Origin of the sequence: Novosphingobium sp., assembly GCF_037133355.1 — a bacterium.
Taxonomy (GTDB): domain Bacteria; phylum Pseudomonadota; class Alphaproteobacteria; order Sphingomonadales; family Sphingomonadaceae; genus Novosphingobium.
In genome coordinates this window covers 81,469-103,731 of the sequence record NZ_JBAXOI010000005.1, presented here as the reverse complement: position 1 = coordinate 103,731, position 22,263 = coordinate 81,469, and the positions used below count along the sequence as shown (strand labels likewise).

General features: G+C 64.2%; 22 protein-coding genes. 18 read left to right on the top strand and 4 right to left on the bottom strand.

Annotation, left to right across the window (positions count from 1 at the left end; all coding sequences use genetic code 11):
* Positions 1-2 precede the first annotated feature (2 nt).
* From WCL10_RS07065 to WCL10_RS07015, 11 genes are all read left to right on the top strand, one after another.
* Positions 3-1,568, top strand: a complete 1,566-nt coding sequence (locus WCL10_RS07065) for an AMP-binding protein (protein WP_336894937.1) — start codon at positions 3-5, stop codon at positions 1,566-1,568.
* A 72-nt stretch (positions 1,569-1,640) separates the two neighbouring features.
* Positions 1,641-3,758, top strand: a complete 2,118-nt coding sequence (locus WCL10_RS07060; protein ID WP_336894936.1) for a PQQ-dependent dehydrogenase, methanol/ethanol family — start codon at positions 1,641-1,643, stop codon at positions 3,756-3,758.
* Between the two features lie 42 nt (positions 3,759-3,800).
* Complete coding sequence (locus WCL10_RS07055; protein WP_336894935.1) at positions 3,801-5,225, top strand: aldehyde dehydrogenase family protein; 1,425 nt, start codon at positions 3,801-3,803, stop codon at positions 5,223-5,225.
* A 49-nt stretch (positions 5,226-5,274) separates the two neighbouring features.
* Positions 5,275-6,339, top strand: coding sequence for an aromatic ring-hydroxylating dioxygenase subunit alpha (locus WCL10_RS07050; RefSeq protein WP_336894934.1), 1,065 nt, complete (start codon positions 5,275-5,277; stop codon positions 6,337-6,339).
* Positions 6,336-7,205, top strand: coding sequence for an amidohydrolase family protein (locus WCL10_RS07045; protein WP_336894933.1), 870 nt, complete (start codon positions 6,336-6,338; stop codon positions 7,203-7,205). The genes WCL10_RS07050 and WCL10_RS07045 overlap by 4 nt, the downstream gene beginning before the upstream one ends.
* Before the next feature lie 5 nt (positions 7,206-7,210).
* Positions 7,211-7,675, top strand: a complete 465-nt coding sequence (locus tag WCL10_RS07040) for a protein tyrosine phosphatase family protein (RefSeq protein ID WP_336894932.1) — start codon at positions 7,211-7,213, stop codon at positions 7,673-7,675.
* Entirely contained in the window at positions 7,675-8,424 is a 750-nt protein-coding gene (locus WCL10_RS07035; RefSeq protein WP_336894931.1) for an SDR family NAD(P)-dependent oxidoreductase, read from the top strand. The genes WCL10_RS07040 and WCL10_RS07035 overlap by 1 nt, the downstream gene beginning before the upstream one ends.
* Positions 8,425-8,429: 5 nt before the next feature.
* Entirely contained in the window at positions 8,430-9,206 is a 777-nt protein-coding gene (locus WCL10_RS07030; protein WP_336894930.1) for a glutathione S-transferase family protein, read from the top strand.
* On the top strand, positions 9,206-9,946 hold the full coding sequence (locus WCL10_RS07025) for an alpha/beta fold hydrolase (protein WP_336894929.1): 741 nt from the start codon (positions 9,206-9,208) through the stop codon (positions 9,944-9,946). Before WCL10_RS07030 ends, WCL10_RS07025 begins: the two co-directional genes overlap by 1 nt.
* Positions 9,947-9,959: 13 nt before the next feature.
* Positions 9,960-10,862: a TauD/TfdA family dioxygenase gene (locus tag WCL10_RS07020; RefSeq protein WP_336894928.1), complete on the top strand. Its 903-nt coding sequence runs from the start codon at positions 9,960-9,962 to the stop codon at positions 10,860-10,862.
* Between the two features lie 11 nt (positions 10,863-10,873).
* The gene (locus WCL10_RS07015) at positions 10,874-11,272 is read left to right on the top strand and encodes an MAPEG family protein (RefSeq protein ID WP_336894927.1); all 399 of its coding nucleotides are present in this window, start codon (positions 10,874-10,876) and stop codon (positions 11,270-11,272) included.
* Here WCL10_RS07015 and WCL10_RS07010 read toward each other — a convergent pair.
* Positions 11,269-11,670, bottom strand: coding sequence for a VOC family protein (locus WCL10_RS07010; RefSeq protein WP_336894926.1), 402 nt, complete (start codon positions 11,668-11,670; stop codon positions 11,269-11,271). The two genes, WCL10_RS07015 and WCL10_RS07010, sit on opposite strands and share 4 nt — an antisense overlap.
* Before the next feature lie 213 nt (positions 11,671-11,883).
* Between WCL10_RS07010 and WCL10_RS07005 the strand changes: the two genes are divergently transcribed.
* Positions 11,884-12,318 carry a chlorite dismutase family protein gene (locus WCL10_RS07005; protein ID WP_336894925.1) on the top strand — a complete coding sequence of 145 codons (435 nt, stop codon included), beginning with the start codon at positions 11,884-11,886 and terminating at the stop codon, positions 12,316-12,318.
* 12 nt (positions 12,319-12,330) lie between these two features.
* On the opposite strand, the gene purU is transcribed toward WCL10_RS07005, so the two are convergent.
* Positions 12,331-13,185 carry a formyltetrahydrofolate deformylase gene (gene purU / locus WCL10_RS07000; protein ID WP_336894924.1) on the bottom strand — a complete coding sequence of 285 codons (855 nt, stop codon included), beginning with the start codon at positions 13,183-13,185 and terminating at the stop codon, positions 12,331-12,333.
* Between the two features lie 156 nt (positions 13,186-13,341).
* On the opposite strand from purU, the gene WCL10_RS06995 reads away from it, so the two are divergent.
* Genes WCL10_RS06995 through WCL10_RS06985 form a run of 3 tightly spaced genes read left to right on the top strand, consistent with a single transcriptional unit; the run spans position 13,342 to position 16,345 of the window.
* Positions 13,342-14,739, top strand: coding sequence for an aminomethyl transferase family protein (locus tag WCL10_RS06995; protein ID WP_336894923.1), 1,398 nt, complete (start codon positions 13,342-13,344; stop codon positions 14,737-14,739).
* Between the two features lie 59 nt (positions 14,740-14,798).
* The gene (locus WCL10_RS06990) at positions 14,799-15,680 is read left to right on the top strand and encodes a methylenetetrahydrofolate reductase (RefSeq protein WP_336894922.1); all 882 of its coding nucleotides are present in this window, start codon (positions 14,799-14,801) and stop codon (positions 15,678-15,680) included.
* On the top strand, positions 15,677-16,345 hold the full coding sequence (locus tag WCL10_RS06985) for an alpha/beta fold hydrolase (RefSeq protein ID WP_336894921.1): 669 nt from the start codon (positions 15,677-15,679) through the stop codon (positions 16,343-16,345). Before WCL10_RS06990 ends, WCL10_RS06985 begins: the two co-directional genes overlap by 4 nt.
* A gap of 100 nt (positions 16,346-16,445) precedes the next feature.
* On the opposite strand, the gene WCL10_RS06980 is transcribed toward WCL10_RS06985, so the two are convergent.
* Together WCL10_RS06980 and WCL10_RS06975 are read right to left on the bottom strand one after the other, a co-directional pair.
* Positions 16,446-17,366 (bottom strand): SDR family NAD(P)-dependent oxidoreductase, encoded by a 921-nt coding sequence (locus WCL10_RS06980; RefSeq protein WP_336894920.1) that lies wholly within the window; start codon positions 17,364-17,366, stop codon positions 16,446-16,448.
* A gap of 110 nt (positions 17,367-17,476) precedes the next feature.
* Positions 17,477-18,397, bottom strand: coding sequence for an SDR family NAD(P)-dependent oxidoreductase (locus tag WCL10_RS06975; protein WP_336894919.1), 921 nt, complete (start codon positions 18,395-18,397; stop codon positions 17,477-17,479).
* Positions 18,398-18,557: 160 nt separating this feature from the next.
* Between WCL10_RS06975 and WCL10_RS06970 the strand changes: the two genes are divergently transcribed.
* From WCL10_RS06970 to WCL10_RS06960, 3 genes are all read left to right on the top strand, one after another.
* A complete protein-coding gene (locus WCL10_RS06970) occupies positions 18,558-19,970 on the top strand; it encodes an MFS transporter (protein ID WP_336894918.1) in 1,413 nt (470 codons plus the stop codon).
* A 55-nt stretch (positions 19,971-20,025) separates the two neighbouring features.
* A complete protein-coding gene (locus WCL10_RS06965) occupies positions 20,026-20,766 on the top strand; it encodes a nuclear transport factor 2 family protein (protein ID WP_336894917.1) in 741 nt (246 codons plus the stop codon).
* Positions 20,767-20,828: 62 nt separating this feature from the next.
* The gene (locus WCL10_RS06960; protein ID WP_336894916.1) at positions 20,829-22,259 is read left to right on the top strand and encodes an NAD-dependent succinate-semialdehyde dehydrogenase; all 1,431 of its coding nucleotides are present in this window, start codon (positions 20,829-20,831) and stop codon (positions 22,257-22,259) included.
* The last annotated feature ends 4 nt before the right edge of the window (positions 22,260-22,263 follow it).

The following is a 22,263-nucleotide window of genomic DNA, read 5'->3' as shown; positions in this document are numbered from 1 at the left end:
CAATGCGTGCCATCGACTACTTCGACCGCGGCCATGATCGCGATCCTTCGCGCCTTGCGATCATCGACACCGAAAGCGGCCTCAAGCTGACCTTTGCCGAGACCAAGGCGCTTTCCGAACGCATCGCCGCCGCGCTGCAGAAAGGCGGGTTCGAGAATCAGGACCTGCTCGGGTTCTATGGCCCGAACGATGGCATGCTGCTCGTGGCGGTGCTGGCGATGTGGCGTGCCAACGGCAAATGGATCCCGGTCAACACGCGCAACGCGATCGACGCCAATGCTGCCTATATCAATTATGTGCGGCTGAAGTGGCTGGTCTATCATTCGTCGAAGGCAGACGAGGTGCAGCAGCTGAAGGACTTGTGCCCCACGCTCCAGCACTTCGTGTGCCTTGATCAGCGCATGGGCGATGATCCGAGCCTCGAGGAATTCATGGCCGGGGTGAGCGTGGCCGATTTCGTCGAGCCCGAGACCGATGCCTTCGGCAATCTGATGGACATGGTCGGCATCTTCCCGACCGGCGGCACGACGGGGCCTTCGAAGGGCGCCAATGTCACCAACCTCGGATGGGGCACGATGATCGAGACCGCTGCCGACGGCATGGGCGGGCGTACCGATTCGCCCGTAGCGCTGGTCTCGGCGCCGATCACCCATGCGGCAGGGCCGATCGCGCTGTCGACGCTGAGCTTGGGCGCGACACAGGTGATCCTGCCCGGCTTCGACGCCGAGGACGTGCTGCGCACCATCGCGGAGTACAAGGTCACGCACATGTACCTGCCCCCGACGGCGATGTATCAGTGTCTGGCAAGCCCCGAGATCGGGAAGCACGATTATTCGAGCCTTAAGATCTTCATCCTCGTCGGTTCGCCCTGCAGCCCCGAGAAGCTGCGGCAGGCGGTCGACATCTTCGGGCCGTGCATGTGCCAGGCTTATGGCCAGGTCGAGTGCCCGATGATCGTCGCCTGGTTCCCGCCCGAGGACGTGGCGCGTTTCGCCAAGGAAGCGCCGGAAAAGCTCGCCTCTTGCGGCAAGCCGACTCGCTCGATCAAGGTCACCTTGATGGACGACGACGGCAACCACATGCCGCTCGGCGAGGCTGGCGAAATCTGCGTGCGCGGGGCGCTCGTGACGCATTCGTACTTCGAGAAGCCGGAAGAGACTGCCGAGATCCGCAAGTTCGGCTGGCACCACACGGGTGACGTCGGCAAGTTCGATGCGGACGGCTATCTCTATATTGTCGACCGCAAGAAGGACATGGTCGTCTCGGGCGGGTTCAACGTCTTCACTGCCGAAGTCGAGGCTGCTGTCACGGAATTGGCGGCGGTGCGCGAGGCCTGCGTGTTCGGCATTCCCCACGAGAAGTGGGGCGAGCAGGTGCACGCCGTGGTTGTTGCGGAGGGCATCACCGGCGAGGAAATCATCGCCTATGCCAAGCAGCGGCTCGGCGGGGTCAAGGCCCCGAAATCGGTAGAATTTGTCGATGCCATTCCGCGCACCGCGGCGGGAAAGATGGACAAGAAGGACCTGCGCAAAAAATACTGGGGCGATGCGCAGCGTATGGTGAATTGACGCGGGGTGGTTTAAGCAGGCGATTAAAGCGATCCGGGGTCTCGCCGGGCAGGCAGAAGAGGGTGAAGAGGTATGCGCGTTTCGTTTGTTCGCAAGCTGGCCATGGCATCGGTTCTGGCGCTTTCGGTTGGGGCTGTCGCCCAATCCGGGGCAATGGCCGGGGTTACCGAAGCCATGCTGCGCAACGTGCCCGCTGGTGAATGGCTGAGCTATGGCCACGACTATGCCGAGCAGCGCTATTCGCCGCTGACGCTGGTGAACGAATACAACGTCGATCAGCTGGGCCTTGCCTGGTCGGCTGACATGGATACCGCGCGCGGGCAGGAAGCCACGCCCTTGGTGCATGACGGTGTGCTCTACGTCACGACTGCCTGGTCGATGGTCAAGGCTTACGACGCCAAGACCGGCAAGCCGCTGTGGTCCTATGATCCCAAGGTGCCGCGCGAGACGCTGGTGCGCACCTGCTGCGACGCAGTGAACCGGGGCGTTGCGCTCTATGGCGACAAGCTCTTCGTTGCAGCACTCGATGGCCGGCTGATCGCGCTCGACCAGAAGACGGGCAAAGTCCTGTGGGACAAAGTGACGGTTCCCAATCAGAGCAGCTACACCATCACCGGCGCGCCGCGCATCGTGAAGGGCCGCGTGCTGATCGGCGCGGCGGGCTCGGAGTACAAGGCGCGCGGCTACCTTTCGGCCTATGATCCCGAGACCGGCAAGGAGGTATGGCGCTTCAACACCGTGCCCGGCAACCCGGGCAAGGGCTTTGGCGTCGAAGGCGTCAACAAGGCGGCGCATGAAGCGGCGGCCAAGACCTGGGGCAACAAGTGGTGGGAGCTCGGCGGCGGGGGCACCGTGTGGGATTCGATCACCTACGATCCCGAGACCAACCTTGTCCTCTTCGGCACTGGCAATGCCGAGCCTTGGAACCCGGCGGCAAACGGCCGTGCCGGTGACAGCCTCTACACCTCCTCGATCGTCGCGGTGAATGCCGATACGGGCGAATACGCCTGGCACTTCCAGGAGACCCCTGAGGACCGCTGGGACTTCGATTCCGACCAGCAGATCACCATTGCCGACGTGAATATCGGCGGCGAGAAGCGCCACGTTGCCATGCACGCGCCCAAGAACGGGCACGTCTATGTGCTCGACGTGAAGACCGGCAAGTTCCTCTCGGCCACGCCGTGGGTGCCGGTGAACTGGGCAACCGCCATCGATCCCGAGACCGGGCGCCCGACGATCAACCCCGACGCGCGCTATGAAAAGACCGGCAAGCCCTTCGTCAGCCTGCCGGGCGCGGTCGGTGCACACAGCTGGCAGCCGCAGAGCTATAGCCCGAAGACCGGCTACCTCTACATCCCGACCAACCTCGCCGGTTTCCCCTATGCTGCAGCCACAGGCTGGAAGCCGACCGATATCGGCTTCCAGACCGGCACCGACGGCGCGAAGGTCGCGATGCCCGCCGATCTCAAGATCCAGGCGCAGTTCAAGGCGATGACCACCGGCCAGCTCGTCGCGTGGGATGTCGCGAACCGGAAGCCGGCCTGGAAGGTCGATCTGGTCGGCCCGTCGAACGGCGGCGTGCTTTCGACTGCCGGCAACCTCGTGTTCCAGGGCACGGCTGCGGGCGAGTTCGTGGCCTATACCGCCGACAAGGGCCAGAAGCTGTGGTCGTTCCCGGCGCAGACCGGGATCATCGCCGCGCCGATGACTTATGCCGTGGACGGCGAGCAGTACGTCGCGATCCTTGTCGGCTGGGGCGGCGTCTGGGATATCGCGACCGGCGTCCTTGCCAACAAGTCGGGCGGCGTGCGCAACATCAGCCGCCTGCTGGTGTTCAAGCTCGGCGCCAAGGGCCAACTCCCTGCGCCGCCGCCGATGAACGAGATGGTGCTCGATCCGCCTGCCTTCACTGGCACCGTCGCGCAGGCGACTCATGGCGGGGCGCTCTATGCCCGCTACTGCAGCGTGTGCCACGGTGATGCCGCGGTTTCGGGCGGACTCAACCCCGACTTGCGCCATTCAGGCACGATCGGGTCGCCCGAGGCGCTCAAGGCCGTCGTGCTCGGCGGCCAGCTGCACGAGCTTGGCATGGTTTCGTTCAAATCCGCGCTTAAGGCACCTGACGCGGAGGCCATCCGCATGTATCTCATCAAGCGCGCCAACGAGGACAAGTCGCTGGCATCGCGCTGAGGAAATGCTATCACTCAGAACAATCGCACGACGGAGAGAAACATGACTCAACTCTATCCCAATCTGATCGACGGCGAACTCGTCACCACCGCGACCGCGCTCGACGTGGTGAACCCTGCCAACGAGCAGGTCATCGGCCAGGTGCCGGCTTGCGGCGCCGAGGAGCTTGACCGCGCCGTGGCTGCTGCCCGCCGCGCCTTCAAGACCTGGTCGAAGACCCCGGTCGATGATCGCCGCGTGGTGATCCAGAAGATGGCCGCCGCGATCGACGCCAACTTCGAGGAGCTCTACCGCCTCCTCACCGCCGAACAGGGCAAGCCGCACCAGCAGGCCCAGTTCGAAATCGGTGGCTGCTCTGCGATGATGAACGCGCAGTCGACCCTGACGCTCGAAGAGACCGTCAACGAAGACAGCGACACCCGCTTCAGCCGCACCCGCCGCGTGCCGGTCGGCGTGGTTGGCGGCATTGTGCCGTGGAACTTCCCGCTGCTGATGGCAGTTCAGAAGATCGCCCCGGCGATCCTTTCGGGCTGCACGATCGTGCTCAAGCCCTCGCCGTTCACGCCGCTGACCACGCTCAAGTTTGCCGAGCTGATCAAGGACATCGTCCCCGCCGGCGTCGTCAACATCATCACCGGTGAAGACGCGCTGGGCCCGATGATCACCGCGCACCCGGATATCGACAAGATCACCTTCACCGGCTCGACCGCGACCGGCAAGAAGATCATGGAAGGCGCCTCGAAGGACCTCAAGCGCATCACGCTCGAGCTCGGCGGCAACGACGCCTCGATCGTGCTGCCCGATGCCGACGTCGCCAAGGTGGCCGAGCAGCTGTTCTGGTCGAGCTTCACCAACGCGGGCCAGATCTGCGTTGCCGCGAAGCGCATCTACATCCACGAAGACATCTACGACGAACTGAGCGCGGCGATTGCCGAGTACGCGAAGAACGTGAAGGTGGGCGACGGTTCCGAGCAGGGCACCGGCGTGGGACCGATCCAGAACAAGAAGCAGTTCGACCGCGTGTGCGAGCTGATCGAGGACGCCAAGACCAACGGCTACAAGTTCCTCGTCGGCGGCGATGTTGATCCTTCAGGCTCGGGCTACTACGTGCCGATCACCATCCTCGACAACCCGCCCGAAGACGCGCGGATCGTTGCCGAGGAGCAGTTCGGCCCGGTCATGCCGCTGATGAAGTTCTCCAGCGACGACGAAGTGATCGCGCGCGCAAACAACTCGGAATACGGCTTGGCCGGTGCAGTCTGGACCAAGGACACCGACCGCGGCGTGAAGATCGCCGAGCAGCTCGAAACCGGCACGGTGTGGATCAACGAGTTCCTCCACCTCTCGCCGTTTGCGCCCTTCGGCGGCCACAAGCAGTCCGGCTTCGGCGCCGAATACGGCATCGAAGGCCTGAAGGAGTTCACCTACAGCCAGGTGATCACCGTCAAGAAGGACGCGCTGGTCTGATGTCCGGGCGGGCCCCTGCTGCGCGACAAGTGCGCAGCGGGGCCCTGCCTTGGGAGCTGATCCTGTGATCCATGTCCGCAATGCGTGGCATGTCGCGGCGTGGAGCTGCGATATTGCGGCGGAAAAGCCCTTTGCCATTTCGATCCTCGGCGAGCCGGTGGTCATCTGGCGGACTGCATCGGGAGCCATCCGGGCGCTGGAAGACCGCTGCGTTCACCGCCTTGCGCCGCTTTCACTGGGGCGCTGCGAGGGCGAGAATCTGCGCTGCATGTACCATGGCCTGCTGTTCGCACCGGACGGCGGCGTGGTAGAAATCCCGGGCCAGGATCTGATCCCGGCCAAGGCCCGAGTGCGCAGCTATCCGGTGGCAGACCGGCACGACTGGATCTGGGTGTGGATGGGCGATCCCGCGCTGGCGGATGAAGCCTTGATCCCGCTTGCGGTGGGCACTTCGGATCCCGACTGGATTCTTGGGCACGGCCATCTGGACTATGCCGCCGACGCCGGGCTGATCTGCGACAATCTGCTCGATTTCAGCCATTTGACCTATGTGCATGCGCGCAGCTTTCAGGCGGGTCCGGAATTCGCCATGCATCAGCCAAGGATCACCATGCTCGATCGCGGCGTGCGCGTGACCCGCTGGCTTCCGGCCGCGGTAGGAAACTGGCGCAATCCGCATGATGTGCCGGTCGAGATGTACCAGACCTATGATTTCCTCGTGCCCGGCGTGCTGCTGATGTGGTCGGCGAATTATCCGGAAGGCACCGCCGCGCGGCTGGGCGATGGGGTGCCAGCGATGGACGAAGCGCTGTCGGGGCTCAATTTTACCAGCCAGGCCGTCACGTCCACCGGGCCACGCACGGCACGCTATTTCTTTTCGTGGGGTCCGCATTGCCGCCATGGCGATGCTGCCAAGCGCGACATGATGATGGCCATGGCCGGGCAGGCCTTTGCCGAAGACAAGACCATGATCGAGGCGCAGCAACGCGTGATTGCCGCGACGCCTGATCCGAAAATCATGCCCACCGCGCACGATCGCGCCGTGACGCTCTACAACCGGCTGGTCGAGCGACTGGCCCGCGACAATCCTTCCGAACTGGAGTCTGCTGCGTGATCGACATCACCAAAATCAAGGCCATCGACGTCCACGTTCACGCCGAGGTTTCCTGCCACGATCCGGAAGACCCGGTGATGGGCAAGTTCTTCGATGCGGCATCGGCCTATTTCAAGGCGCCGCGCGAGCGGCCCAAGATGCCCGAGATCGCGGACATCTACCGCGAGCAGCAGATTGCTTTCTGCATCTTCACGGTCGACTGCGAGAGCGGCATCGGCGCCAAGCGCATCTCGAACTACGAAGTGGCGGAATTCGCCGCGAAGAACGACGATATCTGCATGGCGTTCGCCTCGATCGACCCGCACAAGGGCAAGATGGGCGCGCGCGAGGCGCGGGACCTGATCGAGAACTACGGGGTCAAGGGCTTCAAGTTCCACCACATCATGCAGAACATCGAACCGGCAGCGCGCGTGGGCTATCCGATCTATGAAGTGATTGCCGAATACGGGCTGCCGGCGATCTTCCACACCGGCCATTCGGGCATGGGCACCGGCATGCGCGGCGGCGCGGGCGTGCGGCTCAAGTATGGCCAGCCAATCCTCGTCGATGACGTCGCGGCGGATTTCCCTGACATGAAGGTGATCCTCGCGCATCCCTCGTGGCCTTGGGTGGACGAGAGCCTTTCGATGGCGCTGCACAAGGACAACGTTTTCATCGACCTTTCGGGCTGGTCGCCGAAGTATTTCGCGCCGCAGATAATCCAGTATGCCAACACGCAGCTCAAATCGAAGATGCTGTTCGGGTCCGACTTCCCGCTGATCCATCCGCAAAAGTGGATCGATGCGGCACTCAAGGTCGGCTTCAAGGACGAAGTCATGCCCGGCATCATGAAGGACAACGCGCTGCGCGTGCTCGGTCTGGGCTGAGCGTGGTGGCGGTGGATCCGGCCGATATTCGGGGCTGGCAGCGGTTGGGCGAGGAGATTACGACCTCTGGACGGATCGAGGATGCGGACGTTGCACGCCTCGCAGAGATCGGCGTGCAGCATGTCATCAACCTGGCGCTCGACAGCCATCCCGACGCGCTGGCCAACGAGGCGGGCAAGCTTGCCGAGGCTGGCGTAGCCTATACCCACATTCCGGTGCCGTTCGACGCGCCGGATGAAGCACATTTTGCTGCGTTCAGGGAAGCGATCGAGCAAGGGCCAAAGCCGGTTCATGTGCATTGCATCATGAACTGGCGCGTCTCCGCGTTTTTCTACCGACTGCACCGCGATCACGCCGGGATGCCCGAAGCGGAGGCACGTGCGCTGATGGCGCAGCAATGGGTGCCCGATGCGGCGGATAAGCCTGAATGGGCCGTTTGGGCCGAGTTTGTCGCACCAAAGGCGTTCTGATGGATTTCAACGGCCAGCATGTGGTGATCACCGGGGCTTCGACCGGGATCGGGCGCGCGACTGCCGAACGGGTGATGCGCGGCGGGGCGCGAGTGACGCTGATCGCACGGCGCGGCGAGCTGCTGGCAGACCTGTGCGCTGAACTGGGCGCGGGGGCGGGCTGGGCTGCGGCCGATGTCGGGCGGCAGGACCAGCTGATTGCCGCGCTCGACAGCGCGGTGGCGCAGCATGGCCCCATCGATGCGCTGTTTCTAAACGCCGGCACGGGGGGGACGTTTGCGCCACTCGAAGCCTATTCGGACGAGGCGTTCGATGCGCTGATGGCGGTCAATATGCAGGCGCCGTTCTGGGCGGTGCGCCATGTGCTGCCCGCGATGAAGGTGCGCGGGCAGGGGGCGATCCTGATCACCGGCAGCCTTGCTTCCGAACGCGGCATGGCGATGAACGTGGGCTATGTGATGAGCAAGCACGCGGTGCTGGGCCTTGCGCGCGCGGCTGCGCTCGAAGGCGCGGCGCATGGCGTGCGCGTCAACTGCCTTGTCCCCGGGTTTATCCACACCCCGCTGCTCGAAGGTGTGCCGCCCGAACAGCTCGGCGGGCTCGCCACCAATGTGCCGCAACAGCGGCTGGGCAGCGCGGCAGAGACCGCCGAAGTCGCTGCTTTCCTGCTTTCTCCCGCCGCATCGCATGTCACTGGCCAGTCCTGGGCGGTCGATGGCGGCGTGCTGGGAACCCTCGCTATCAGGTGATCGCCATGACGCTCAGATACTATCACGCCGAACCGCTGGCCAATTCGCTCAAGTCGATGGCCCCGCTCAAGGAGAAGGGGCTGGACTACGAGAGCATCTACGTCGATCTGCACAAGTTCGAGCAGCACCAGCCGTGGTTCACCGCGATCAATCCCGAAGGGCAGGTGCCGGTGCTCGATCACGACGGCACGATCATCACGCACACCACGGTGATCAACGAGTATCTGGAAGACGTGTTTCCCAATGCCCAGCCGGCAGATGGGCCGCTGCGTCCGCGCGATGCGGTCGGCGCGGCGCGGATGCGGTACTGGAACAAGTTCGTCGACGAGCAAGTGATGAACTTCGTCTCGATGCACGGCTGGCACCGGATGGTGGGGGTGATCGCCCGCAACATCGAGAGCGGCGAATTCGAGAAGCTTTTGGAGAACATCCCACTGCCTGATCAGCGCAAGAAGTGGGCGACGGCGCGTTCGGGCTTTTCCGAGGCCGATCTCGCGAATGCCACGGCCAAGATCGAATACGCGGTCGACAAGGTCGAGAAGCAGCTGGCCGAAACGCCATGGCTGGCCGGCGAGACCTATACGCTGGCGGATATCAATTTCTATTCGCACTGCGGGATGATGGTGGAGCGTATGTTCCCCGACCTGGAAATCGCCAAGCGCGCACCGCGCCTCGTTGAATGGCGCGAGCGGGTGACGGCGCGGCCGGGGATGGCGGCGGCTTTGAAGAGCGAGGACCGCACCGCGCCGGGCCTGCGCACCTGGTCGGGGCATGTGCGCTGATGGCTGGGTTCGTTCTGATTCATGGTTCGTGGCACGGCGGCTGGTGTTTTGATCCAGTGGCGGATTTGCTGCGCGCGCGCGGGCATACCGTTTTGGCGCCCACGCTGCCAGCGATGGGCGGCACGGCGGAGGAAATGGCTGCCCTCACGCTTGCCGACTGGGGCGAGTTTGCTGCGCAGCATTGCCGCGATCTGAAAGCCGCGCTGGGCGGTGCGCCGGTGGTGCTGGCGGGGCATTCGCGCGGCGGGCTGGTGGTCAGCACGGCGGCTGAGCGAGATCCGGCGGCGATGGATGCACTCGTCTACATCTGCGCGATGATGCTGCCGTCAGGCGCCTCACGTGCCGAGTTCAAGGCGCTGGAAGAGCCCAACCCCGATTTCGACTCGATTATCAGCAAGGTGCATGGCGGGATCGCCACGGTGGTCGATCCTGCGCGTGCTGGGCCGGTCTTCGCTCAGCTTTCGCCGCCCGATCTGGTGGCCGGAGTGCTGCCGAAGCTGGTTGCGGAGCCGCATGGGCCTCGCTCGGAAACTCTCGCGCTCACCCCCGAGCGCTGGGGCAGCCTGCCGCGTACCTATGTCGAGTGCACCGAGGACCGGACGATCCCGATCAGCAGCCAGCGCCGCATGCAGGCGATGTCGCCCGGCGCACGGGTGGTGACTCTGGACGCCGATCACAGCCCCTATCTCTCGCGCCCGGTGGAACTGGCCGATGCGCTCGAGCGTGCGATTCCCGCCTGATGGAGATGAAGCAATGCGCGAAGTAAGGCTGAGCCCCCAGGGCGATTTCGACAACGCGGCGCGCGAGTATCAGCACATCACCGCGCATCCGCTGACCGCCGCAATGGGCGCGGAGATCACCGGTGTGCGGCTGGGGCATGATCTGCTGCCCGAGGCCTTTGACGAGATCCGCGATGCGTTGTGGCGGCACAAGATGGTGTTCCTCAGGGACCAGAGCCTCACGCATTCGGAGCACGAGGTATTCAGCGCGCGCTTCGGGCCCTTTGCGGTCGATGCCTATACGCAAGGGGTCGAGGGGCACCGCAATGTCCATCCGCTGATCAAGGAAGCGGACACCAAGACCAAGGCGCTGTTCGGCAGCGGCTGGCATACGGATTCGCCGTTTCTCGACGAGCCGCCCTCGGTGACGATCCTGCGCTCGGTGCAAGTGCCGCCTTATGGCGGGGACACAACCTGGGCCGATACGCAGCTTGCCTGGCGCATGCTGAGCCCGGCGATGCAGGCGATGCTGCGGCCGCTGAAGGTGCACATGGCGGCCGAGGCGAACGTGGCGACGCATGAGAAAGCAAACAGCAAGCCGATGGCCTTTGCCAACGACGATCGCCGCAATGCGGCGCTCGACGGCAATTTCCACCCGCTGGTGCGCACGCACCCGTTCACCGGGCTGCCGTCGCTCTATGTCGACGAAGTCTATGCCTCGGGCATCGAGGGTATGACCGAGGCGGAGAGCCGCCCGATCCTCGACATGCTGACGCGGCATATCACACAGGCGGGCTTCACCTGCCGCCTGCGCTGGGAACCCGGCATGATCGCGATGTGGGACAACCGCGCCGCGCTGCATCTGGCGCCGAACGATTACGACGGGTTCCGGCGGGAAATGTACCGCACGACAATGGCGGGGGAGCGGCCGGAGTAGGGGGAGGTGGCGTGACGCTCGATTTCGAATTGAAAGCTACCATTGCCGCAACAATCTGGGGTTTCGTCCAGTTGGTGGCTGCTGCGCAGTCGGCCAACTGGCAGTATGGTCTTAGGTGGGCGGCCAGTCCGCGCGACGAAGTTATGCCCGAACTTGGCGTTGTTCCGGGCAGGCTCGGGCGCAATTTTCGCAACTATATGGAAACTTTTCCGTTCTTCGTCGCAGGGGTCGCGGTGATCGAACTGGCGGGAGTCCATGGTGCACTGACCCGAGGCGCAGTTATCGCCTATCTGGCCGGGCGATTGGGCTATTCGGTGCTCTACGTCTGGGGTGTCCCGTTGGTGCGCTCGCTGTTCTGGAACATTGCGACGTTCGGTATCTTTGGGCTGCTAGTCTCGCCTTTTGTCTAGTTCCCGAAGAAATTGAGTTCCAGCAGGACGTTGTTGGGATCGCTCACGAAAATCTGGCGCAAGCCGATGGAGTCCACAGTGTTGAGCTGGAAAGGCGTGCCGAGCGCGCCGACGCGCTCCATCAGTTCGTCATAGCCCGAGCAGTTGAGAGCGACATGGTGCACCGCGCCCGTCAGCGCGCCAGGTTCGACGTGGCGGTCGAAGGCGCGGGGGCAATCGACCGAATTGATGTGGACGATGGCCTTGCCGCCAACGTCGTACATCCACTGCGCGTTTTCGGGCGTCAGCGGGGGCGGGGCGTTGCGGCGTTCGAGGTTCAGCAGCGCCTTGTAGAACTCGGCAGTCTCGTCGAGCTTGTCGGTGATCACGTTGACGTGATCGAGCCAGTTGACCTGCATTGCCTGCTCCTTGCCGAAACCTGCGCGCAGCATAAGCACCGGATCGGATCAACGCAACGCGCGGGGTCCTGTAACCGGCGGGGTGACGATTGCGAATGTCACCGCATGGCACTGCAACCAACCTCATTCATCGCCGGGCCCTTTGGGCCATGGCAAATCACCGACATCCACCCTGTGCGCGGGGAGAGCCTGCCTAAGGTACCCGCTTTGCGCATGAGCGCGGTCTCGCGCGCAGAGGATGGCGATGGCTGGATGCTGCGAGGGACGGCGAGCAACTTGCGCTATACCTCGCAGGAGGGAGTGACGGAGCTTCGCGCCGTGCAATCGGGGCTCGGCCGTCCGGAAGCGACTCGCGCCGCGCTGATCCCTATCACCAAGAGCGCGGCCTGGTGGGCGCTTGCACAGGATGAGCGCATCGGCGTCTTCCGTCGGGCGAAGCACCATTCAATCGGCCTGCCCTATGTCCGGCCCGTCGCGCGCGCGCTTTATCATTCTCGCGATCTGGGCGAGCCGTTCGATTTCCTGACCTGGTTCGAGTACGCGCCCGAGGACGAGTCTGCGTTCGACAGGCTGCTGGTGGAACTGCGTGCGAGCGAGGAATGGGGCTACGTCGAGCGCGAGGTCGACATCCGACTTACTCGCGCCTGATGCAGGCCGCCATCAGCTGCGGAACACCACCGTCTTGGTGCCGTTGAGCAGCGCGCGGTCCTCCAGGTGCAGGCGCACCGCCTCGGCCAGCACGCGGCGTTCGACATCGCGGCCCTTGCGGACGAGGTCTTCCGGCGTGTCGGCGTGAGTCACCGTTTCGACGTCCTGGTGAATGATCGGGCCTTCATCGAGGTCGGTCGTGACGTAGTGGCCAGTCGCGCCGATCATCTTCACGCCGCGCGCATGGGCCTGGTGATAGGGCTTGGCGCCCTTGAAGCTCGGCAGGAACGAGTGGTGGATATTGATGCACTTGCCGTTGAGGAACGAGGCCATGTCGTCCGAGAGGATCTGCATGTAGCGCGCAAGCACCACGAGCTCGGCGCCGGTTTCGGTGACGATGGCTTTGACCTGCGCTTCCTGCTGCGGCTTGGTGTCCTTGGTGATCGGCAGGTGGTGGTAGGGCACGTCGCCCAGCAGGGTGATGGTGAGCGCTTCCTTGGGGTGGTTGCCGATGATCGCGACCACTTCCATCGGCAATTCGCCGATGCGGGTGCGATAGAGCAGATCGCCGAGGCAGTGGTCGAACTTGCTGACCATGAGCACGGTGCGGCGCTTTTGCGATGAGTCGCGCAGGGTCCATTCCATGCCGAACTGCTCGGCCACGGGGGCAAAGGCGGAGCGCAGGGTGTCGCCGTTTCCGGTGCCCGCATCGAGCACGACGCGCATGAAGAAGCGGCCGCTTTCGGTGTCGTCGAACTGTTGGGCTTCGAGAATATTGGCGCCGGCTTCGTAGAGGTTGCCGGTCACTCGGGCCACGATTCCGGGCTTGTCCTCGCAGGACAGCGTCAGGATCAGCGGTGCAGTCATTCAGTCTCTCCTCAGTGGCGCGGGCCTCATAGGGCGCGCGCGCGTTGTCGGCCAGCAGTGCATGGGGGCTGCACAATTTGGCATTGCGAATCTGTCCCGATATTGTATGTGTTGCATACAAAATTCAACCAGCCATTTTTGATCGGGAGAGAAGGCATGGCAGCGAACCTCGAAGAGGTCCTTCAGGGCCAAAGCAATATCGTTGAAATGCTGCGCAATTCGCAGCTTGGGGCCTATGTCTATCCGGTGGTGGCGCCGGAATTCTCCAACTGGCGCAGCGAGCAGTGGGCCTGGCAGCACTCGGCCGTGCTGTTCGACCAGTCGCACCACATGGTGAACCTCTACATTCGCGGCAAGGATGCGGGCAAGCTGCTCTCGGACACGATGATCAACAGCTCGAAGGGCTGGGCGGTCAACAAGGCCAAGCAGTATGTGCCGACGACGCCTTATGGCCACGTGATCGGCGATGGCATCATCTTCTGGGAAGAAGAGGAAAGCTTCACCTATGTCGGCCGCGCGCCGGCTTCGAACTGGCTGCGCTATCACGGTGCGACGGGTGGCTACGATGTCGAGATCGAGCTGGATGACCGTTCGCCGATGCGCCCGATGGGCAAGCCCGTGACGCGCAAGGAATGGCGCTTCCAGATCCAGGGTCCGCAGGCGTGGAACGTGATCGAGAAGCTGCACGGCGGGCCGCTGGAGCAGCTAAAGTTCTTCAACATGAGCACGATGAACATTGCCGGCAAGACCGTGCGCACGCTGCGCCACGGCATGTCGGGCGCGCCGGGCCTTGAGATCTGGGGTCCTTACGCAGAGCAGGAAGAAATCCGCGCCGCGATCCTCGAGGCGGGCAAGGAATTCGGCCTGATCGCTTGCGGCAGCCGCGCCTATCCCTCGAACACGCTCGAAAGCGGCTGGATCCCCTCGCCGCTGCCGGCGATCTACACCGGCGAGAAGCTCAAGGGCTTCCGCGAGTGGCTTGGCGCCGACAGCTATGAAGCGACCGGTTCGATCGGCGGCTCGTTCGTCTCGGACAACATCGAGGACTACTACCTCAACCCGTGGGAGCTGGGTTACGGCCCGTTCGTCAAGTTCGACCACGATTTCCATGGCCGCGAGGCGCTTGAAGCCCTGAACCCCGCCGAGCAGCGCAAGAAGGTGACGCTGGCGTGGAACCCCGAGGACATTGCGAAGATCACCGCTTCGCTGTTCAACCCGGACGGCGACCAGTACAAGTTCTTCGACGTGCCGCTGGCGAACTATGCCTCGTCCAACTACGACCGCGTGGTTGATGCGGGCGGCAAGACGGTCGGCGTTTCGATGTTCACCGGCTATTCCTACAACGAGAAGCAGGCGCTTTCGCTCGCCACGGTCGATCCGGAAATCCCGGTCGGCACCGAAGTGCGCGTGGTCTGGGGTGAAGAGAACGGCGGCACGCGCAAGACCACGGTCGAACCGCACAAGCAGATCGAAGTCCGCGCGATCGTCTCCTCGGTGCCTTACAGCCGCGTGGCGCGTGAAAACTACGCCGAAGGCTGGCGCACGGGGCGCTGAGGCACGTTGCCCCTCCCTCGTTGCGGGGGAGGGGCTCCCTTTCGAACTGAGGGCCAACCATGGCTGCAGCGTTGATTCATCCCAATTGGGACAAGCCGCCGCTCGGTGTGACCGACGGCTTCAGCCTTGAAATGACCGCGAAAGACGAGGCTTCGCTGCGCGATGCTGCGCCGCTGATTCCGGCCGAAACGCCGATTGCGGTGACGTTCCTGCCTGGCGAGGATGTTGGTGCGCGGGTCAAGGCGACAATTGCGGTGCGCGAGTTGGGCTTCGAGCCGATGCCGCATTTCTCCGCGCGGCGGATCACTTCGGAAGACGATTTCGAAGGCTATCTGAAAGCCGTGGTCGAGCAGGCGGGGGTTTCCCGCGCGTTTATCGTGGCAGGTGATCCGCCTGCGCCCGTCGGGCCCTACTTCGACACCTCGGCGCTGATCGCCACCGGTGCATTCGAGCGCAGCGGGATCAAGGCCATCGGTATCGGCGGGCATCCGGATGGCCATCCCAACATGACCGAGCAGGAGTGCTGGGACGTGCTGGTGAAGAAGACCAGCGAGATCGAGGCGCGCGGCATGGCGCCGCTGATCGTGACGCAGTTCGGCTTCGATCCGGACGCATTTCTCGCCTGGCTGCTGAAGCTGCGCGCGCTGGGCATCGATGCCCCGGTGCGGATCGGGGTGCCGGGACCGGCGGGGATCAAGCGGCTGCTGGCGTTCGCCGCGCGCTGCGGTGTCGGCGCCTCGACTTCGGTGCTGCGCAAGTACGGGATCTCCGTCACGAACCTGCTCGGCAGCGCTGGGCCGGACAAGCTTGTCGATGCGTTTGCTGCAGGGCTGGGCCCGCAGCATGGCCGGGTGCGGCTGCACTTCTATCCCTTCGGCGGGATGGTGAAAACGCTTGAGTGGATCAAGAGCTACAACGCGAAGCACGGAATTCCGGCATGACAGACTACGTTTTGGTCCATGGTGCCTGGGGCGGAAGCTGGGGCTACGACCGCTTGGCCCGCGAACTGCGCGCCGCCGGGCACCGCGTGGTGCTGGCACAACTGACCGGGCTCGGCACGCGCAAGAGCGAGTTTTATCCAGGCATCACACTGACGACGCATATCGACGATGTGGTGAACCAGATCGCCTCGGCCGGCTTCGACAGGTTCGTGCTGGTCGGCCATTCCTATGGCGGGATGATCGTGACCGGCGTGGCGACGCGGCTCGGCGCAAGGATCACCGCGCTGGTCTATCTCGATGCCTTCCTGCCGCAGGACGGGCAGTCGCTATGGGACCTCACCGGCGAATTCGAGCACAATCACTATATCGGCAGCCAGAAGTTCACCCCCGCCGCGGTCGCGCCGCTGCCGGGACTCGAGCATCCGGGGCTTTCGCCGCATCCGCTGCTGACCTTGCTGGAAGCAGTGAAGTTCACCGGCGAGGAAGCCAAGGTGGGCCGCCGCATCTATGTCTTCGCCAATGCCTGGGAGCCGACGCCGTTCCGCAAGTTCGTGGCGCGGGTGACTAGCGAGAAGGGCTGGGAATACCACGAGGCCAAGGCCAGCCACGACGTGATGGGCGACCAGCCGGAGCAGACGCTGCAGATCCTGCTGACCTGCGATTGATCGCTCTATTCCCGTTCGTGTCGAGCGAAGTCGAGACACCGAGCGCGGCGTCTTGTGTCTCGACTTCGCTCGACACGAACGGGGTCTGTAGCAGCCTGCCCTAAAACTTCGCCTCGCGCGATTTGCGCCGTGCTTCCGCGAAGGCATCACGCCGGAACTTCTCGAACGCCACGCGCTGGTCGTGGCCCGGGTCCTTCGGATAGTCCTGATATTCGCCGATGATCTCGGCAAAGATCTCGCGCAGTTCTTCCTTGTGGTCGGGATGGCTGAAAATGTGGAGGCGGTTGGCCTTCATCGCCTCGATCACTCTCGCCCCGATCACATCGGGCTCCATGCCGAATTCGTGAATGCCGGCGAGGCGCTCGACTGCTTCGGAATTGACCGGCTTCATCGCGCCCTTGAGTTCATCGGGGCGGATATCATCGCTGGCGTAGATGTAGCTTTTCACCAGGCCGGGGCAGAGCACCGAGACGCCGATTTCGTACTGCAGCAGCGAGTAGTGCAGCGACTCTGAAAGGCCGCGCACCGCAAACTTGGTGGTGTTGTAGATGCCGGGCGTGCCTGCAGCGAGGAAGGCTGCCATCGAGGCGGTGTTGACGACGTGGCCGCCCTTCTGCTCGCCCGCCTTGATGCGCTCGACCATGCGCGGCACGAAGGTCATGACCCCGTTGATCACGCCGTGGAGGTTCACGCCCATCAGCCAGTCCCAATCGTCGAAGGAGCTTTCCTCGATCGGCTGGAACAAGTTGACGCCCGCGTTGTTGCACAGGATCGAGACGGGGCCGAACTTCGCCTCGACCTCGTCTGCCGCGGCCTTGAAGCCATCGCGGCTGGCGACATCGAGCTGGACGCCCATGACCTCGCGGTTGTCGAGGCTGGCGAGGGCCTTGTCGATCGAGTCCTGCCGGATATCGGCAATGGCGACCTTGCAACCTTCGTTGAGCAGCTGGCGGACCAGCCCGATGCCGACGCCGTTGGCGCCCCCGGTGACGAATGCGGTGCGGCCTGCGAAGTTCTTCATGGTCTCCCCTCCCGTTTACGGGAGGGGCCGGGGGTGGGCCTCTCCCTTGCAAATGATGTGTGTGGGTGGGCCCACCCCTAACCCCTCCCGTAAACGGGAGGGGGACTAAGCTAGCCGCCGCGTGCGGCCTTGAGCACATCCTGCCGCGCGATCTCGGCGGTGATCGCCGGGTTGCGGAACAGCATCGCGAAGGTCTGCTTGTATTCGTCGTTCTCGGGAAGGTGCGTCTGCACCGCCGCCGTGGTTGCCTCGCCGCGCTCGCGCACGCCGGTGAGGAATTCGCTGTGGGTGAGAATGTAGAGCTCGTCGTTGAGGATGCCCTGCAGCACGCGCTCACCCACCTCTTCCTTGGTCTGGTAGAGGTGCATGAAGTTCCCGCCCGAAGCGCGGCGCTTGTCGGCTTCGGCGTAGCCGGTTTCGGCAAGTTCCGCGGGGCGCGTCTTGCCTGCTTCGGCGATGTTCGATTGCACCGCGCCGGGGCAGAACGCGGAGCAGATCACGCCGCGCGATTCGAGTTCGGGGCGCATGCACTCCATCATCGAGGTGACGGCGGCCTTGCCCGAGGAATAGATCGTGGTGCCGCCAACGGGCACGAGTGCCGACATCGAGGCGGTGGCGACGATGTGTCCGCCTTCGCCGTGCGCCAGAATGCGCGGCAGGATCGTGACGATGCCGTTGATCGTGCCGCCCACGTTGACGCCCATGACCCAATCCCAATCGGCAAAGGTCGCAAGTTCGGTTGGCCCGACGACCGCGACGCCGGCATTGTTGCACAGCACGTGGATCTTGCCGAACTTCGCCTCTGTGGCATCCGCGGCGGCGGCGAAGGCGGCGCGGTCGGTCACGTCGAGCTTCAGCGGCAGCACCTTGTCGTCGCCTGCCATTTCGGCTTGCGCCGCAGCAAGGTGGTCGTCGCGGATATCTGCGATGGCCACATTCATGCCCGCGCCCAGCAGCGCCTTGGCGATGCCAAGGCCGATACCGCTGGCGCCGCCTGTGATGAATGCTGTCTTGCCGGGGAGGTTCTGCATGCTCGCTCTCCTGGGGTGCCGGCCCCTTTTCCGGGCCTGGCGAATGTCTTGCTGCCTTTTCTATTCACCACGCCGAGATTGTATGCAAGACTAACAAATGTTCGAGACGAAAAAGGGCCCCGCGAATCCAACGCGTGGCCGCCGGGCGAGAGGAGTGACGATGGCTGGGCCGACGCCGATAGCGGAACCGGGAGAGGCGTTCGGGCAGGATGGTGCGCCCGCTGCACCGGCGCGCGATTGGCCCTCGACGGGCTCGGCCTACTGGGCGCTCACGGTGATCGTGCTCGCAACCTTCATGACCTTCTTCGACGCGGTGACGTTCGGCATGCTGGCCGAGCGGATCAAGCACGACTTCGGCCTCACTGATTCGCAGCTGGGCTTCCTCGCGGGTCCGGCGAGCATCATCTGTTACCTCTTCGTCGGCATTCCGCTGGCGCGGCTCGCCGACATTTATCCGCGCAAATATGTGCTTGCTGGCGGTGCGGCAATGGTTGGGCTGATCATCTCGCTCGGCGGATTCGCCCAGACGTTCGTCCAGTTCGTCGGCAGCCGGGTGTTCCTCGCGGCGGGAGGATCGGCCCATGCGCCGTCTTCGTACTCGCTGCTGGCCGATGCCTTCCCGCCCAAGAAGCTGACCCGCGCCTTCGCATTGCTGCAGTTCGGCTTTATCGGCGGCACAGTGCTGGGGCCGTTGATCGGGGGCATGCTGGTGGTCATGTCGGCAAACTGGGCGCCGACCGTGCTGGGGCCGCTCACCATTCGTGGCTGGCAGTGGATACTCATCTTCATGGGCCTGCCCGGCCTTCTGGTGGGGCTGCTGTTCCTGACAGTGCAGGAGCCCGCGCGCCTTGCCCCCGCGCCCGATGCGCCGCAAGTGCCGCAGCACGCCGGGCTGGGGCGGCGAGTGCTCACCTTCATGGGGCTCGACGCGCTGCGCGCGATCAATGCCAAGCCGCGCGTCTATTATCCCCTGTTCGGCGCTCTGGCACTGAGCGCGGTCGAGGTCTTCGGGCTGCAGTTCTGGCGCGTGCCCTTCATGGTGCGCACGTTCGGTTGGAACGAGGCGCAGATCGGCGCGGCGCTCAGCGTTACGGTGCTGGCGGGCTCGCTTTCTGGCCTTGTGCTGGGCAGTGTGCTGGTCGAATGGCTGGCCAAGCGCCACAAGGACGCCAACGTGCGCGCTGCCGCAATCTGCTTTGCCGGGACGACTGTCAGTTCCATCGCTGCGATCCTGATGCCCACGGCCTGGGACTCGATGATCCTGTTCGGCATCTCGGGCATGTTCGGCCTTGCGGGCGCGGTACCGCAGAACGCGGCGGTGCAGCGCGTGGCGCCCAATGCCATGCGCGGGCAGGTGACGGCTTTCTACCTCTTCATGTTCACCTTCTTCGGCGCGATGGGCAGCTTCGTGGTGGGGCGCGTGCAGGATGTGATCGTGGGTGATCCGCAGCAATTGTGGAAAGCGCTGCTGATCACCGCAGGCACGCTGCTGCCACTCGCCACCTTGCTCATGGTCCGCGCGATAAAGCCCTACCGCGAGGAAGTGGAGCGGCTTGAAGCCGAAGGGCGTTGACAGCGCCGCACGCAGCGAAGATTGTTAGTAGTACAAACTAATTGGGAGACGCATGATGTCTGATGACCGTATCGCCGCGCTGGAAGGCAAGCTGGCCGAACTCGAAGCCCGCCTCACCGTGCGCGAGGACGAGCTTGATATCCGCAAGCTGCAGCACCTCTACGGCTATCTGATCGACAAGTGCCTCTACAACGAGACCGCCGACCTCTTCACCGAGGATGGCGAAGTCCGCTTCTTCGGTGGCATCTGGAAGACCCGCGACGGCGTGCGGCGGCTCTATTGCGAGCGGTTCCAGAAGCGCTTCACCTATGGCAACAACGGACCGATCGACGGCTTCCTGCTCGATCACCCGCAGTTGCAGGATATCATCAATGTGCAGCCCGGCGGCGAGATCGCCTTTGGCCGCGCTCGTTCGATGATGCAGGCCGGGCGCCACAAGGACTATGAAGGCGATGCCCCCCACCTCAAGGCGCGCCAGTGGTGGGAAGGCGGAATTTACGAGAACACCTACAAGAAGGTGGACGGCATCTGGCGCATCCACGTGCTCAACTACATGCCGCAGTGGCACGCCGATTTCGAAACCGGCTGGGCCAACACCAAGCCCGAATACGTGCCGTTCCCCAAGGTGACCTATCCGGAAGACCCGACCGGCCCGGACGAACTGATCACCGACCACTGGCTCTGGCCGACGCACAAGCTGATGCCCTTCCATATGAAGCATCCGGTGACGGGCGAGGAAATCGTGGCGCAGCGCTGGCAGGGTGATATCGACCGCGAGAATGCCGCGAAGGGGTAACAGGCCCACCCCCGGCCCCTCCCGCAAGCGGGAGGGGGGGACGAATCACTGGAGACCCAGACGTGACTGCCTATCCATCGCTTCACATGATCATCGCCGGGGAGCGCGTCTTCGGCGGCGGGCGGCGCACGCATGCCGTGGTCAATCCCGCGACGGGGGAGACGATCGGCGAACTGCCGCTGGCCGAGCCTGCCGATCTCGACCGCGCGCTGGAAACCGCGCAGCGCGGCTTCAAGCTGTGGCGCAAGTCGACACCGCAGCAGCGCGCAGCCGTGCTGCAGGGTGCGGCGCGGCTCCTGCTTGAGCGGCAGGAGGATCTCGCGCGGATCGCCACGCTGGAGCAGGGCAAGCCGCTGGCGGAATCGCGCATCGAAGTCCTGATGAACGTTGGCCTGTTCCAGTTCTACGCGGGCGAAGTGTTCCGGATCTATGGCCGCGCGCTTGTCCGTCCGGAGGGCATGCGCTCGACCGTGACGCATGAGCCGGTCGGCCCGGTCGCGGCCTTTGCGCCATGGAATTTTCCGCTGGGCAACCCGGGGCGCAAGCTCGGGGCGCCGATTGCGGCGGGCTGTTCGGTGATCCTGAAGTCGGCAGAGGAAACCCCGGCTTCGGCACTGGGCGTGCTGCAATGCCTGCTCGATGCCGGGCTGCCGCCCGAAGTCGCGCAGGCGGTGTTCGGTGTGCCCCATGAAGTCAGCCGGCACCTGCTGGGCTCGCCCATAATCCGCAAGCTCAGCTTCACCGGCTCGACGGTGGTGGGCAAGCACCTCGCCAAGCTCGCTGCCGACGACATGAAGCGCACAACGATGGAACTGGGCGGACACGGCCCGGTGCTGGTGTTTGGTGATGCGGACCTCGACCGGGTGCTCGATACGGTCGTAACGCAGAAGTATCGCAACGCCGGGCAGGTCTGCGTGAGCCCGACCCGGTTTATCGTTGAGGAAAGCGTCTACGACCGCTTCCGGGATGCCTTTGCCGAGCGGGCAAGGACCATCACCGTCGGCAATGGTCTGGACGACACCACCCGCATGGGCCCGATGGCCAATCCGCGCCGGCCCGAGGCGATGGACCGGCTGATCGGCGATGCTGTCTCGCGCGGCGCCCGGCTCCATACGGGCGGCGAGCGGGTCGGCAACGCCGGGTTCTTCTATGCACCGTCGGTGCTTTCGGACATTCCGCTGGATGCGCTGATCATGAATGAGGAGCCGTTCGGCCCGGTCGCGCTGATCAATGCTTATGCCGGCGAGGAGGCGATGATCACAGAGGCGAACCGCCTGCCCTATGGCCTCGCGGCCTTTGCTTGGACCACCGATGGCAAGCGCCAGCAGCGCCTTGCGCGCGAGATCGAGGCGGGGATGGTGGGCATCAATACCAACATGATTGCCGGTGCGGATTCGCCCTTTGGCGGCGTGCGCTGGTCGGGCCATGGGGCGGAGGATGGGCCGGAAGGCGTGCTCGCCTGCATGGTGACCAAAGCGGTTCACGAGGGATAGGACA

Excerpts from the sequence above, each read along its gene's own strand:
- WCL10_RS06985 (WP_336894921.1), top strand. The coding sequence starts at position 15,677 with ATGACAGACTACGTTTTGGTCCATGGTGCCTGGGGCGGAAGCTGGGGC.
- WCL10_RS07065 (WP_336894937.1), top strand. The coding sequence starts at position 3 with ATGCGTGCCATCGACTACTTCGACCGCGGCCATGATCGCGATCCTTCG.
- WCL10_RS07055 (WP_336894935.1), top strand. The coding sequence starts at position 3,801 with ATGACTCAACTCTATCCCAATCTGATCGACGGCGAACTCGTCACCACC.
- WCL10_RS07060 (WP_336894936.1), top strand. The coding sequence starts at position 1,641 with ATGCGCGTTTCGTTTGTTCGCAAGCTGGCCATGGCATCGGTTCTGGCG.
- WCL10_RS06970 (WP_336894918.1), top strand. The coding sequence starts at position 18,558 with ATGGCTGGGCCGACGCCGATAGCGGAACCGGGAGAGGCGTTCGGGCAG.
- WCL10_RS07010 (WP_336894926.1), bottom strand. The coding sequence starts at position 11,670 with ATGCAGGTCAACTGGCTCGATCACGTCAACGTGATCACCGACAAGCTC.
- purU (WP_336894924.1), bottom strand. The coding sequence starts at position 13,185 with ATGACTGCACCGCTGATCCTGACGCTGTCCTGCGAGGACAAGCCCGGA.
- WCL10_RS06990 (WP_336894922.1), top strand. The coding sequence starts at position 14,799 with ATGGCTGCAGCGTTGATTCATCCCAATTGGGACAAGCCGCCGCTCGGT.
- WCL10_RS07020 (WP_336894928.1), top strand. The coding sequence starts at position 9,960 with ATGCGCGAAGTAAGGCTGAGCCCCCAGGGCGATTTCGACAACGCGGCG.
- WCL10_RS07005 (WP_336894925.1), top strand. The coding sequence starts at position 11,884 with ATGAGCGCGGTCTCGCGCGCAGAGGATGGCGATGGCTGGATGCTGCGA.
- WCL10_RS06995 (WP_336894923.1), top strand. The coding sequence starts at position 13,342 with ATGGCAGCGAACCTCGAAGAGGTCCTTCAGGGCCAAAGCAATATCGTT.
- WCL10_RS07035 (WP_336894931.1), top strand. The coding sequence starts at position 7,675 with ATGGATTTCAACGGCCAGCATGTGGTGATCACCGGGGCTTCGACCGGG.
- WCL10_RS06980 (WP_336894920.1), bottom strand. The coding sequence starts at position 17,366 with ATGAAGAACTTCGCAGGCCGCACCGCATTCGTCACCGGGGGCGCCAAC.
- WCL10_RS06975 (WP_336894919.1), bottom strand. The coding sequence starts at position 18,397 with ATGCAGAACCTCCCCGGCAAGACAGCATTCATCACAGGCGGCGCCAGC.
- WCL10_RS07025 (WP_336894929.1), top strand. The coding sequence starts at position 9,206 with ATGGCTGGGTTCGTTCTGATTCATGGTTCGTGGCACGGCGGCTGGTGT.
- WCL10_RS06965 (WP_336894917.1), top strand. The coding sequence starts at position 20,026 with ATGTCTGATGACCGTATCGCCGCGCTGGAAGGCAAGCTGGCCGAACTC.
- WCL10_RS07030 (WP_336894930.1), top strand. The coding sequence starts at position 8,430 with ATGACGCTCAGATACTATCACGCCGAACCGCTGGCCAATTCGCTCAAG.